A 13,637-nucleotide genomic window follows, 5' to 3' on the forward strand; every position below is an offset into this window, starting at 1 on the left:
CCGTTTTTATTTAGCTTTCGCGAATTTAGCCGCGCAGCAGGCGGTATCGCTTGTGCGTGAGGCAGGTGTTGACCACCAGCGCGTAGTCCGCGGTGGCCTGCTCGGCTGTGATCGCCCCGCCTTCGGCGATGGTGCCGCCGGCCGACTGGGCCGCGCTGGTTGCGTTCGCGAGCGTGTGCGCCTGACGGAATGTCGAGACCGGGATGAAGGACGCGGCGGCGCCCGCCACCGCCAGCGCGGTGCCCGCCGTCTGCTGATCGCGCGCCTTCCGGGCGGCGGCTTCCTGCGGCGCGGCCTGCTGGCGGCATTCGGCGAGATCGCGGCGATACTTCTCCGGATTGACGCGGTGCATATCGACCAGCGGTTCGTAGATCGGCGGCAACGCTTCCGATCCGGTCGCGGCGGTCCCGGAGGCGGATGCCACCGGACCCGGCCCCTGTGTCGTCTGGTTGCAGCCCGCGACCAGCAATCCCATCCCAACCAATAATATCGTACGCATGAAAATGGCTCCCCAGCCCTGAACAACAAAGCGCGTCCTAAGCATGCGCCGATGCCGGGAAGCAAGTTTTCCGGTCGAAAGATGACTGCGACAATTTGGCAGGCGACGGGCTGCCGGTCTCAGGCCTTCTCCTCATCCAGCGCCTTCTGCACCGCCGGACGCTGTTTCATCCGCTCGCGATGCGCCGCAACCTTCGGAAACTCCGCGAGATCGACGCCGTCGCTCTTGGCCCAGTTCGAGACCGTGAACAGGTAAGGATCGCAGACAGTGTACGCCTCGCCCATCACCCACGGCCCGCGCAGCATCTTGTCCTCGATCATGGCCATGCCCGCGCGCATGTTTTCCGGCACCTTGCGCCTCATGTCCTCGAACGACGTCTCCTCGCTCGCCCAGCGCGCGCCGCGCATCTTGTGCGAATGGGAAATGTGCACACCTGAGCAGAGATAGCTGTTGAAGGCCTGTACCTGCGCGAAGGCGAACGCATCGCTTAAAGGAGCGAGGTTCGCCTTGGGGAAGCTCTGCGCGATGAAGGCGAGAATGGCGGGCGTCTCGGTCAGCACGCCCTGATCCGTCGCCAGCGCGGGCACCCGGCCCTTGGGGTTGATCGAGAGAAAGTCCGGAGAATTTTGCTGGTTCGCCTTCATGTCGATACGCTCGGCCTTATAATCCGCACCGGCTTCCTCCAGCGCGATATGCGACGCCAGCGCGCACGTCCCGACCCCGTAGTAAAGTTTAAGCATCTTCATTTCTCTCCCAATCCGTGCGCGATGACCTTGCGCATCACGTTCGGCAACGCCTCGTCTGTGAGCGTCGCGATCTTCACCCAGCGCATTCCGTGTGGCGCTTTGGTTCGCGGCGCTACTTTGCCGACATAGACGGACAACGCCAATGGAAAGTGCGTGAACACGTGCGTCACGGTCCCGGTCTTGCGACGCCAGCGCGACAGGTTTTTCAGAACCGGGGCTTGCGCGCGCGCCTTCGTCTCATCATGCGCGACAAGCCAGTCCGATCCCGGCACCTCGGTCATGCCGCCGAGCAATCCTTTCTCGGGCCGGGCGCGCACCAGCAACTCGTCGCCGCGCGTCACCACGAACGCGGCACCGCGCCGTAACGCCCCGGTTTTCTTCGGAGCCTTGCGCGGAAATGTCTCCTGCTCGCCACGAGTGCGCGCGAGACAATTGTCGTTTAGCGGGCACAGCGCGCAAGCCGGCTTCTTCGGCGTGCAGATCGTCGCGCCGAGATCCATCAGCGCCTGCGCGGAATCGCCCGCGCGCGAGGGGCCGAGCAAAGTCGCGGCGAGACGCTGAATTTCAGGCTTGGCTTTCGGCAGTTCGTCTTCCACCGCGAACAGCCGCGACACCACGCGCTCGATATTGCCATCGACCGGCATGGTCTGGCGGGCGAACGCGATCGCGGCGATCGCCGCCGCCGTATAGGGACCGATGCCGGGCAGTTCGCGCAGTCCTTCCTCGGTCTCGGGAAACGCGCCGCCATGTTCGCGCGTCACCGTCACCGCGCAGGCGTAGAGATTGCGCGCGCGCGAATAGTAGCCGAGCCCCGCCCACATTCTCAAAACATCGTCGAGCGACGCCGCCGCCATGTCGGTGACATTCGGCCAGCGCGCGATGAATTTCAGGAAGTACGGCCCGACCGCCTTCACGGTGGTCTGCTGCAACATGATCTCGGAGAGCCAGACCCGGTAGGGATCGGCTGTCTCGCCCGGCAGCGCGCGCCATGGCAGCACCCGGCGGTGGCGGTCGTACCACGCGAGCAGCAGTTCCGCGCGCGACGCGGATTTCTCCGTGACTTTGTTTCGCCGTGCCGTCGCGCCTGATAAGGTCATAGCCTACTCATAACGTCATTCCGGGACGGACCGAAGGTCCGGACCCGGAATCTGTCGAGATAAACCACAGCGAGATTCCGGGTTCGCAAAGCGCGCCCCGGAATGACGGAAATCCGATGAGCAAGCCCGGCCCGCTCACATCCAAGCCGTTATCCGCGCTTCTCGCGGGCGTATTCAACGACGCCTTCAAGAAGCAGGGCTTTGCCTCGCGCGAACTGGTGACGCGCTGGAGCGAGATCGTCGGCCGCGACATCGCCGCCTATGCGGAGCCCCTGAAAATCCAGTGGCAGCGGCCCGTCGAAGGCCAGCCCGAAATCCCGGCCACACTGATCCTGCGCGTGGAAGGGCCGCGCGCGCTGGAAATCCAGCATTCCTCGACCGTCATTCTGGAGCGGGTCAACCGCTTCTTCGGCTGGAACGCGGTCGGCAAGATCGCGCTGCGGCAGGCGCCGCTCGCGCACCGGCAGAAGCGCAAGACCAGAAAGCCCCCGAGCGAGGCCGCCGTGGCCGAGGAGGCCCGCGAACTGGACGCCGTGGACGACGACAATCTGCGGACCGCGATCGCGCGGCTGGGCGCGTCGATCAAGCGAAATTGACGCCTTCCAGGCGGCCCCTAGTGTGGTGGTTCAGAAGTTCGCTTCATTTTCTCCGCGAGTCCTTCAAGCGAAATTCTGAACCTAAACCACACTAGAATCATAGATTTGCCAGTGTCCTTTCGAATCCGAAGTTCGCTACGGAAGCTGCTGCACGATAAGGCGAACTTCGGATTCGGGACCCTGGCCCCCGGCATTGCCACAATTGCGGTTTCAAGCTAGTGGTCCGAACTCAACATCCGCACACTATTCCGGAGTTTCCTGCGATGATCACGCGCCGTACCTTCAATACCGCCCTGGCTTTCGCAGGCACCGTTGCCGCGATCGGCGTCTCGCCATGGAAACTGATTTCGCAGGCTGTCGCGCAGGAGCCGGCCCAGATCGCCAAGCCGAGCACGCTTGGCGACATGACGCTGGGCTCCAAGGACGCGCCGGTGACGATCATCGAATACGCCTCGATGACCTGCCCGCATTGCGCGGCGTTCGAGAAGGAAGTCTTCCCGCAGATCAAGTCGGCCTACATCGACTCCGGCAAGGTGAAGTTCATCTTCCGCGAATTTCCGCTCGATCAGGTCGCGCTCGCGGCCTCCGCGCTGGCGCGCTGCGTCGCCAAGGATGATTCGAACAAGTACTTCGCCATCATCGGCATCCTGTTCAACCAGCAGGCGGATTTGCAGACCCAGGCGTTCCAGACCATCAACCGCGTCGGCAAGCAGGCTGGTTTCAGCGAGGCGATGATCAAGTCCTGCGTGCAGGACGACCTCACGGTGCAGAAGGGCATCCTCGCCGACCGTGAATACGCCAACAAGACGCTGAAGATCGACTCCACCCCGAGCTTCTTCATCAACGGCACGCTGGTGAAGGGCGAGACCTCGTTCGACGGCTTCAAGAAAATCATCGACCCGCTGCTCAAGAGCTGAGGTCTCTCCACCCGGCTTTGGAACCGGCGTCTCCGGACGGGCGGTATCGAGACCTTTTGTTCGCTTTTCCTTCTCATGGAACAGGGAAAAGCGCCGTAAAACCGTTGGAAAATCGGCCGGAATCCCCCGGAAACGGGCGGGCGGGCGTTGCCCTGCCCTCGCCCGCTGGCCATTGTCCGGCGTGAACGGCGGGTTTGGGCGATTCGCTCCTGCTCCCGGTCGCCGGATGGGAATGACATCCGCAATGGATTGGTACGGCGGACCGTTTGCGCGGCCGCCAACAGAGTAAGTCTCGCATGAAACTGACGCGCCTTCGCCTGCATGGATTCAAATCGTTCGTCGAGGCGACCGATTTCCTGATCGAACCCGGCCTCACCGGCGTGGTCGGCCCGAACGGCTGCGGCAAATCCAATCTGGTCGAAGCGCTACGCTGGGCGATGGGCGAGACGTCCTACAAGTCGCTGCGCGCCGCCGACATGGACGCGGTGATCTTCTCCGGCTCCGGCAATCGCCCCGCGCGCAACCACGCCGAAGTGGTGATGACGATCGACAACACCGATCGCTCCGCCCCTTCCTCGATGAACGATTCCGAGACGCTGGAAGTGTCGCGCCGCATCGAGCGCGAGGCAGGCTCGGTCTATCGCATCAACGGCAAGGACGTTCGCGCGCGCGACGTGCAAATCCTGTTCGCTGACGCCGCGACGGGCGCGCGTTCGCCCGCCCTCGTCCACCAGGGCAAGATCGGTGAAATCATTCAGGCGCGCCCCGACCAGCGCCGCCGCGTGCTGGAAGACGCCGCCGGTGTCGCCGGACTTCACGCCCGCCGTCATGAAGCTGAGTTGCGCCTGAAGGCCGCCGAAACCAACCTCACCCGCGTCGAGGACGTGATCGGCCAGCTTGCGAGCCAGATCGATGGCCTGAAGCGGCAGGCACGGCAGGCGATCCGCTATCGCGAAGTGCAGGCCAAGGTCCGCAAGGCCGAGGCGCTGCTGTTTCATCTGCGCTGGTTGCAGGCCAACGAGGATGTCGCGGAATCCGGCCGCACCCACGATCTCGCCGTGCGCGAGCAGGCCGAGCGCGTCCAGCATCAGGCCGAAGCCGCGCGCATTCAGGCGATCCGCGCTTCTGAGTTGCCCGCGCTGCGCGAGAACGAAGCCCGCGCCGCCGCCGGCCTGCAACGCCTCACCAACGCGCGCGACATGCTCGACCGCGAGGAGGAGCGCGCCAAGGAGCGCGCCGCCGAACTCGACCGCCGTCTGACGCAGTTCGCCGCCGACGTCGAACGCGAGCAGCGCCAGCTCTCCGATGCCGATGTCGCCGTGCAGCGGCTCGATTCCGAGGAAGCGATCCTCAAGGACGAGATCAAGTCGCGCGTCGAGAAGCGCAGCGGCGCGGACGCCAAGGTGTCGGAAGCCGATGAAGCGCTGGCCGCCGCCGAGCGCACTTTCTCCGAACTCACCACCGCGCTGGCCGATCTCACCGCACGCCGCCGCCAGTTCGAGGCGAATGTGCGCACTCATGCGGAACGCCTCGCGCGCATTGATCAGGAAATCGCCAGCGTCAACCGCGACGTCGAGAAGCTCGACGCCGAGACCGGCAGCCTTGCCGATCTCGAAACGCTCGCGCAGGCGACAACCGCCGCGCAGGAGACGCTCGCGCAATCCGCCGGCACGGTGCAGACCAGCGAGGCCGCGCATGTCGCGGCGCGCGCCAAGCTCGATGGCTCGCGCGCGCCGGTGGTGGAAGCCGACAAGCGCGTGCAGCGCCTTGAGACCGAAGCCAAGACCATCGCCAAGCTCGTCACCAGCGAGACCAAGAACCTGTGGCCGCCGATCATCGACGGCGTCAGTGTCGCCAAGGGCTACGAGAAAGCGCTGGGCGCCGCACTCGGTGACGATCTCGACGCGCCGACCGATGCCTCCGCGCCGCTGCGCTGGTCGAACCTCGGCGTGATGGCAGACGATCCGGCATTGCCGGATGGCGTCGAGGCGCTCGCCAGCCACGTCAACGCGCCGCCGGAGCTGGCACGCAGCCTTGCGCAGATCGGCGTCGTCAGCCGCGAGCGCGGCGCTGAACTGGTGAGCCGCCTCAAGACCGGCCAGCGCCTTGTGTCCACCGAAGGCGACCTGTGGCGCTGGGACGGTTTCGTCGCGGGCGCGCATGCACCGACCGGCGCGGCGCGGCGTCTCGCCGAACGCGCACGCCTCGCCGACATCGAACACGAACTGGAGCAGGCGCGCGCCGACGCGAGCGCCAAGCGGCAGGCACTGGAAGCCGCCGAGTCCGAATTGAAATTCGCCGCCGCCGCCGAATCCGCCGCGCGCGAATCCGCCCGCGCCGCGCAACGCGACGCCGATGCCGCGCGCGAACGTCACGCGGCCGCCGAGCGCGAGATCAACCGCCATGCCGCGCGCCGCTCCGCGCTCGCGGAAGCACAGACACGCTTGACCGCCGACCGCTCCGAGGCGGACAGCGCCCACGGCGCAGCGACGCAGGCCGTGGCCGAGTTGCCAGCGAGCGACGAGACCGAGGCGCAGTTGGCGACCGCGCGCGCCGGGATGGACGAGAAGCGCCAGAGCGCCGCGCAGGTGCGCGCCGAGGCGCAGGCGCTCGCCCGCGAGGCCGAACTGGCCGACCGCCGCGTGCAGGCCATCGCCTCCGAGCGCAACGAGTGGCAGAGCCGCAAGACCAACGCCACCGCGCAGATCGCCACCATCGAGGAACGCACGGCCGAGGTAAAGACCGAGCGCGCGCAGCTTGAGGACGCGCCCGCGCAGTTCGCCGAGAAGCGCCGCGGCATCATCAGCGAGATCGAGACGGCGGAAGCTGCCCGCCGCGAGGCCGCCGACGCGCTCGCCGCCGCCGAAAACCTGATGGCGGAAACCGACAAGGCCGCGCGCGCAACGCTCGAAGCCCTGTCCGCCGCGCGCGAAGCCACCGCCCGCGCCGAGGAGCGGATGGAGGCGACCCGCCGCCGCCTTGAAGACATCGAGCGCGAAATCCACGAGACTCTTGAGGTCGAGCCGCACGCCGTCGCCGCGATGGCCGAAGTGACGCCCGAGACCGAACTGCCGGACGTTATGTCCGCCGAGGCCGATGTCGAAAAGCTGCGCCGCGACCGCGACCGGCTCGGCAACGTCAACCTGCTCGCCGAGGAAGAACTGCGTGAGATCGAAACGCAGCACACCGGCCTCACCACCGAGCGCGACGATCTCGTCGAAGCCATCAAGAAGCTGCGCACCGGCATCCAGAGCCTCAACAAGGAAGCGCGCGAGCGCCTGCTGACCTCGTTCGAGACCGTGAACAACCACTTCAAGCGGCTGTTCACCGAACTGTTCGGCGGTGGCGAGGCTCAACTGCAACTGATCGAGAGCGACGACCCGCTGGAAGCGGGCCTCGAGATCATCGCCAAGCCGCCCGGCAAGAAGCCGCAGTCGCTGTCGCTGCTCTCGGGCGGCGAGCAGGCGCTGACGGCGCTGGCGCTGATCTTCGCGGTGTTCCTCACGAACCCCTCGCCGATCTGCGTGCTGGACGAAGTCGACGCGCCGCTCGACGACCACAATGTCGAGCGATTCTGCAACCTGCTGCACGAGATGACCGGCTCGACCGAAACGCGCTTCATCATCATCACGCACAATCCGATCACCATGGCGCGGATGAACCGGCTGTTCGGCGTCACCATGGCCGAGCGCGGCGTCTCGCAGCTCGTCTCCGTCGATCTCGACGGCGCGATGAAGGTGCTCGACCAGAACGTGGCGTAGCGCGCCTGCGCGGGAAGCCAGTATGCAATGCCCGCCTTCGATCTTCCTCCCGACCTGAAAGCCGCTCTCGCCGCGAAATCCGAGGGCCTGTCGCGCAATGATGCCGCCAAGCGCGCCAGCGCGATTTCGGAATCCTATCGCGGCGGCGGCACTTCCGCGCCGATTCGCACCGAGCGCGATGCACTCGCCTACGCGCTGGCGCGGATGCCCGCGACCTACGCCGCGATTTCCGCGAGTATCCATGCGCTGCGCGAACAGCATCCGGACTTCACACCCGCGACATTGCTCGATGTCGGCGCGGGTCCCGCGACCGCAAGCTGGGCAGCGGCGCAGGCTTTCGATTCCCTCACGAACTTCGCCGCCATTGATGCCAACGCCGCGTTACGCGCGCTGGCCTGCGACAGCGTGGAGAACAGCCGTCTTGCCTCGCTACATTATGCCGAGAGCGATGTCCTCACCGGACTCGCGGCGATGGACCCCGCCGACCTCGTGATCGCGAGCTACGTCATCAATGAGCTCACTGAGGCGGACCGCGCCACGCTCGCGGATCTGATGTGGCAGAAGACGCGCGACACGCTGCTGGTGGTCGAGCCCGGCACGCCATCCGGCTATGAGCGTATCCTCGCGCTGCGCGCGCGGCTCATCGCGCAAGGCGCGCATGTCATCGCGCCCTGCCCGCACGACCGCGCCTGTCCGCTCACTTCACCCGACTGGTGCCACTTCTCGCAGCGGCTGTCGCGCTCCCGCGCGCACAAGCAGCTCAAGGGTGCGGAGGTGCCGTTCGAGGACGAGCGGTTCATCTATGTGGCGCTGTCGCGTTCACCGCACAGGGTAAACGCCGCGCGCGTGCTGGCGCAGCCCACCCTCAACAAGGTTGCGGTCAACGCCAAGCTCTGCACTCAAACGGGGCTTTCGTTCATGTCCGTGCCGCGCCGCGACAAACCGGCCTATGCCGCCGCCCGGCGGTGGGACTGGGGCGACGCGGTGCCGGACAAGGCGGCGGAATAAACCGGCGGAATAAACCTGAAGGGCCGGAGTTCATCCCTGTGAAGCGCCTGCGTTTCAGATTTCACAGGGAGTACACGTATGTCGAAGACCTCACTCAAGTTCGCCGCCGCCATTGTCATGACCACCGCCTTCGGCTCGCTGGCCTTTGCGCAGGCCATGGCCCCCGCCCCGGCCAAGACCGCCGAAAGCGCGAAGGGCAAGATCCTGGTCGATGCCAAGGGCATGACCCTCTATACCTTCGCCAAGGATTCTCCCGGCAAATCCGCCTGCAACGGCCCCTGTGCCGCCAACTGGCCGATCCTCGCCGCCTCCGCCGACGCCAAGTCCTCCGGCGACTGGACCGTCGTGACCCGCGATGACGGCAGCAAGATGTGGGCCTACAAAGGCAACCCGCTCTACACCTTCAAGCAGGACATGGCCGCCGGCGACGTGAAGGGCGACGGCTTCCTCAACGGCGCCTGGCACGTCGCCAAGCCCTGATCGAGGCCGAAAGCGATTTCAGCCTCTACTCCGCGAGCACAGCGCGGCCTCCCACTCTCTTCCCCAGGGGGTGGGAGCTTTTTTTATCAAGCGCCAGAAGGCGTTGCGGCAGCCAGCCAACGGGCCGCCGCAACGGCCCGGCCATTAAGGAAACCGTGTGAATACGGTTAAGAACACCTGTAAAGAATTGAATTCTCCGCATTTTCTGCCATGGTCCAAAAAATGGCTGGGTAGCTGTCACATCGGCGGTGTACCTTGCGCGGTAAAGGGACGTGATGGCGAAGCCGGCAGTTATCGTGGTGGGCGCGGACAAGGGCGGGGTCGGCAAGACCACGGTATCGCGCACCGTTCTGGACTATTTCACCGCCAACAACATTCCGACGCGGGCGTTCGACACCGAATCGCCGCGCGGCACGCTGAAGCGTTTTCACCCCGAGGTCACCGAGATCGTCGACGTCACGACGACCGCCGACCAGATGAAGATCTTCGATACGCTGAACACGGCGACCGCGAACGTCACCGTGATCGACGTTCGCGCAGGTCTGATGTCGCCCACCCTCGCCGCCTTGCGCGATATCGGCTTCCTCGACGCCGCCCGTTCCGGCCAGATCACCTTCGCCGTGTTCCACATCCTCGGCCCGTCGATCGCCTCGCTGGACGAGATCGCGGAAACCGCGAGCTTCATGGACGGCGCGAAGTACTTCCTCGTGAAGAACTTCATCAACAACACGAGCTTCTTCGAGTGGGATCAGGCTACCTACAACTCCTACTTCAAGCGCATCAAGAACGCGACCGAGATCACGATTCCGAAGCTCAATGAAATGGCTTATGAGCAGGTCGAAGTCTCCTCGGTGCCGTTCCTGAAATTCGTGGCCAACAAGGGCCCCGGCGATGAAACCGCGAACTATTCCTTCGTGCTGCGCGGCTATGTGCGGCACTGGCTCGGCAACGTCTGGGGCGAGTTCGACCGCATCAAGCTCACCGATATCGTCGGCAGCAAGGACAAGGGCTTTACCCGCCCCTCCGCCGACGAGTAAGAACGACAGCCGCGCCAGACCCACGGCTTTCGGCTGGTTTCAACAATGCCGCGCACGCCCGTCTACATCGTCTGCTCGCCGCGTCCCGATGTCGGCAAGACGCTGCTCTCGCGCGTGCTGAGCGAATTCCTGATCCTGCAAAACGACGGCGTGCTCGCCTTCGACATCAATTTGCGCGAGCCCTCGCTACTGGACTTCCTGCCGCGCAGCACCGAGACCGCCTCCATCAGCGACACCCACGCGCAAATGGCGCTGATGGACCGCCTCATCGTCAATGACGGCATCGCCAAGGTGATCGACCTCGGACTGCACGCGTTCGACGATTTCTTCAGGCTGGCCGACGAGATCGGTTTCATGAAGGAAGCGATCCGGCGCGGCGTCGAACCGGTGGTGCTGTTCATTCCGGACGCCACCCGCGCCTCCGCGAACGCCTGGGCGATGCTGCGCAAGACCTTCCCCGGCATCAACCTGATCGCGATCGACAACGAGCATGTGCTGCACGGCGAGACGCCGAAGAATTTCGAGGGCGTGAAGCCGCTTCACATCGCGGCGCTGCCCCCTTTCCTGCGCTCCATCGTGCAGCGGCCGAACTTCTCGTTCACGCACTACTTACGCACGGCGCAGGATTCATCGTCCGAACTGCATCAATGGACGCGCGCGAACTACACCAAGTTCAGGAATCTGGAAAAGCGGCTGAAACTGCACGCCTGACCGCCCGATTCTCAATGCCCGTCGAACTCCATCAGCGTGCGCACCGGCACGTTCATCGCGCGCAGCTTCGCGGCACCGCCCAACTCCGGAAGATCGACCACGAAACAGGCCGCCACCACCTCGGCGCCGATCTGGCGCAACAGCTTCACCGCGCCTTCCGCCGTGCCGCCGGTGGCGATCAGATCGTCGATCAGGATGACGCGCTCGCCGGGCTTCACGGCGTCAATATGCATCTCCATCTCGTCGATGCCGTATTCGAGCGAGTAAGCGATGCGCACGGTAGTGTGCGGCAGCTTGCCCTTCTTGCGGATCGGCACGAATCCCGCCGAGACCTGATGCGCCACCGCGCCGCCGAGAATGAAGCCGCGCGCCTCCATGCCCGCGACCTTGTCGATCTTCGAGCCCGCCCATGGCTGCACCAGTTCGTCCACCGCGCGGCGGAACGCCCACGCATTGCCGAGCAGCGTGGTGATGTCGCGGAAGATGATGCCGGGCTTCGGGTAATCCGGGATCGCGCGAACCGAGGCTTTCAAATCGTCAGCAATGCTCATGGATGCTTCCGCCATTTCACTTCTGCCCCAGCCGGAAGGCGTTTTCCACGATCTTCAGCCCGACATCGCCTTCCAGCGACATCAGCGATTCAGGATGGAATTGCACGCCGCCTACCGGCAGATCCTTGTGTTCGATCGCCATCGGAATGCCGTCCTCGGTGCTCGCGGTGACGACGAGCACATCGGGCATGGTGTCGGGATCGACGAACAGCGAATGATAGCGACCGATGGTCAACTCGTTCGGCAGGTTGCGCATCAACGTGCCGCCACGGTTTTGAATCCGCGAGGGCCGCCCGTGCGCGGGCTGCTGGAGTTGCCCGAGCGTGCCGCCGAAATATTCACCGATCGCCTGCACGCCGAGACAAACGCCGAAGATCGGCATCTTCCTGGCCAGCGCCTCGTCGATGAATTTCGACACGCCGAAATCCTCCGGCCGCCCCGGTCCCGGCGACAGCACCAGCAGATCGAACTTTTCGTTCTTGAGCCGCTGCATCGCATGCAGGTGCCGCGTGACGCTGACATTGGCGCCGACCTGACGGAAGTAATCCGCCAGCATGTGGACGAAGGAATCATCGCAATCGACCAGCAGCACGCGCTTGCCCGAGCCTGTGGCATCCGGCGCGAAGGCCGAGAGCGCCTTCGGCGCGTCGCCGCGCAGCGCCTGAAACAGCGCCGCAGCCTTGGTCTGGCATTCCTTCTCTTCCGCGACGGGATCGGAATCGAACAGCAGCGTCGCGCCGACGCGCACTTCGGCGAGGCCATCCTTCATGCGGATGGTGCGGATGGTGAGGCCCGTGTTGATGCCGCCGTCGAAGCCGAGGAAACCCAGCGCGCCCGCATACCAGCGGCGCGAGGATCGCTCGTTGTCCTCGACGAATTGCATCGCCCACAGCTTCGGCGCGCCGGTCACCGTCACCGCCCAGCAATGGGTGAGAAAGCCGTCGATGGCATCGAAACCGGGGCGCAGCATGCCCTCGACATGATCGACGGTATGAAACAACTTCGAGTAGGTCTCGATCTGCCGCCGCGCCAGAACCTTGATCGAGCCCGGCACGCAGACGCGCGCCTTGTCGTTGCGATCAACGTCCGTGCACATGTTGAGTTCGAACTCGTCCTTCTGCGAGTTCAGCAATTCCTGAATCTGCCTGGCGTCGCCGATGGCGTCCGCGCCGCGCGCGATGGTGCCCGAGATCGGACAGGTCTCGACGCGCTTGCCATCGGAGCGCACGAACATCTCGGGCGATGCCGAAACGAGGAATTCGCCGTCACCGAGATTGAGCAGCGCGCCGTAAGGCGACGGGTTGATGATGCACAGCCGCTTGAACACGTCCGCAGGCGTGCGCACGCACGGCTCGGCGAACAGTTGCCCCGGCACTGCCTCGAACAGGTCGCCGCGCGCGAACGCCTCGCGGGCGCGCTCCACCGTCGCCTGATAGACGCCGGGTGCATGATCGGCGAAGCCCTCGCGCTTGCTCATCGCGTAAACGCTGTCGGGCGTCTCGCGACCCTGCCCGCGCGTGCTCGCGCCGCCATAGCTGAATTCGTAATCGATCACGACGCCGCGCCCGGTGGCGCGGTCGTAGGCGAGTAACTCGTCCGGAATGTAGAGAACGATGTCGCGCTGGTCGGCGTCGCGCTTGCGCTTCTGCTTCAAATCCTCGATCTGGAACACGAGATCGTAGGCGAACGCGCCGAACAGGCCGAGCATCGGATCGCCCGCGTAGCTCATCGCGGCGATGATCTCTCGCACCAGCGACATGATCGAGGCTCGCCGCGTGCGCTGCTCCTCCTCGACCGGTGCATCGCCGCGCAAAATATGGCCCTCGATGCGATCGGCGTTTTTCGACGTGAAGGTGACGGCGGGATTGCCCAGCGTCGCCGCAAGAAAGGCGATCAGCACCTTGCCGCGCGCGTTCAGCGCTTCGATGAAGAACTTTTCGCCCACCGATTCCAGCCGCAGCGGCGGATTGGCGAAGCCGAGATCGAAGCTCTCATAGCGCCCCGGCACCGTTGTGCCCGACGACAGCACGACGCCACGGCGGCGATCCAGCAGGTCGATCAGCGCATCGAGCTTCTGTCCGCCGGAAAACGACGTGACCCGCCGCGAGACTTCAAGGCCCCGCGCCGTGGTGTAGTCCGCCGTGGCGGGAAGGGAAAAAACCGTCCTGTTCATGGGTTCCTCTTAAGAGACTTCCATAAGGAACGCCACACAGGACAAACAAAAAGACCGCCCA

Annotated in this window: 12 protein-coding genes; 7 read left to right on the top strand and 5 right to left on the bottom strand. The window is 65.0% G+C overall.

What is annotated here, in order from left to right; translation table 11 throughout:
* Positions 1-25: 25 nt before the first annotated feature.
* From AFIC_RS11910 to mutY, 3 genes are all read right to left on the bottom strand, one after another.
* Positions 26-499: a hypothetical protein gene (locus tag AFIC_RS11910; protein WP_275246450.1), complete on the bottom strand. Its 474-nt coding sequence runs from the start codon at positions 497-499 to the stop codon at positions 26-28.
* A gap of 119 nt (positions 500-618) precedes the next feature.
* Positions 619-1,239, bottom strand: coding sequence for a glutathione S-transferase family protein (locus AFIC_RS11915; protein WP_275248716.1), 621 nt, complete (start codon positions 1,237-1,239; stop codon positions 619-621).
* Between the two features lie 2 nt (positions 1,240-1,241).
* Positions 1,242-2,342 carry an A/G-specific adenine glycosylase gene (gene mutY / locus AFIC_RS11920; RefSeq protein ID WP_275246451.1) on the bottom strand — a complete coding sequence of 367 codons (1,101 nt, stop codon included), beginning with the start codon at positions 2,340-2,342 and terminating at the stop codon, positions 1,242-1,244.
* Positions 2,343-2,458: 116 nt separating this feature from the next.
* On the opposite strand from mutY, the gene AFIC_RS11925 reads away from it, so the two are divergent.
* The 7 genes from AFIC_RS11925 to AFIC_RS11955 all read left to right on the top strand — a co-directional run bounded on the left by AFIC_RS11925 (position 2,459) and on the right by AFIC_RS11955 (position 10,852).
* Entirely contained in the window at positions 2,459-2,938 is a 480-nt protein-coding gene (locus AFIC_RS11925; RefSeq protein ID WP_275246452.1) for a DUF721 domain-containing protein, read from the top strand.
* Between the two features lie 263 nt (positions 2,939-3,201).
* Entirely contained in the window at positions 3,202-3,855 is a 654-nt protein-coding gene (locus tag AFIC_RS11930) for a DsbA family protein (RefSeq protein ID WP_275246453.1), read from the top strand.
* Between the two features lie 296 nt (positions 3,856-4,151).
* The gene (gene smc, locus AFIC_RS11935) at positions 4,152-7,616 is read left to right on the top strand and encodes a chromosome segregation protein SMC (RefSeq protein ID WP_275246454.1); all 3,465 of its coding nucleotides are present in this window, start codon (positions 4,152-4,154) and stop codon (positions 7,614-7,616) included.
* Between the two features lie 27 nt (positions 7,617-7,643).
* Positions 7,644-8,624 carry a small ribosomal subunit Rsm22 family protein gene (locus AFIC_RS11940; protein ID WP_275246455.1) on the top strand — a complete coding sequence of 327 codons (981 nt, stop codon included), beginning with the start codon at positions 7,644-7,646 and terminating at the stop codon, positions 8,622-8,624.
* 78 nt (positions 8,625-8,702) lie between these two features.
* Entirely contained in the window at positions 8,703-9,104 is a 402-nt protein-coding gene (locus AFIC_RS11945; RefSeq protein WP_275246456.1) for a COG4315 family predicted lipoprotein, read from the top strand.
* 275 nt (positions 9,105-9,379) lie between these two features.
* On the top strand, positions 9,380-10,141 hold the full coding sequence (locus AFIC_RS11950; protein WP_275246457.1) for a P-loop NTPase family protein: 762 nt from the start codon (positions 9,380-9,382) through the stop codon (positions 10,139-10,141).
* Between the two features lie 45 nt (positions 10,142-10,186).
* Positions 10,187-10,852 carry a hypothetical protein gene (locus tag AFIC_RS11955; RefSeq protein ID WP_275246458.1) on the top strand — a complete coding sequence of 222 codons (666 nt, stop codon included), beginning with the start codon at positions 10,187-10,189 and terminating at the stop codon, positions 10,850-10,852.
* A gap of 11 nt (positions 10,853-10,863) precedes the next feature.
* Here the strand turns inward: AFIC_RS11955 and AFIC_RS11960 are convergent, their stop codons facing one another.
* Both AFIC_RS11960 and AFIC_RS11965 read right to left on the bottom strand, forming a co-directional pair.
* Positions 10,864-11,403: an adenine phosphoribosyltransferase gene (locus AFIC_RS11960; protein ID WP_275246459.1), complete on the bottom strand. Its 540-nt coding sequence runs from the start codon at positions 11,401-11,403 to the stop codon at positions 10,864-10,866.
* A gap of 16 nt (positions 11,404-11,419) precedes the next feature.
* The gene (locus AFIC_RS11965) at positions 11,420-13,576 is read right to left on the bottom strand and encodes an anthranilate synthase component I (protein ID WP_275246460.1); all 2,157 of its coding nucleotides are present in this window, start codon (positions 13,574-13,576) and stop codon (positions 11,420-11,422) included.
* Positions 13,577-13,637: the final 61 nt, after the last annotated feature.

Source organism: [Pseudomonas] carboxydohydrogena (assembly GCF_029030725.1).
GTDB lineage: Bacteria > Pseudomonadota > Alphaproteobacteria > Rhizobiales > Xanthobacteraceae > Afipia > Afipia carboxydohydrogena.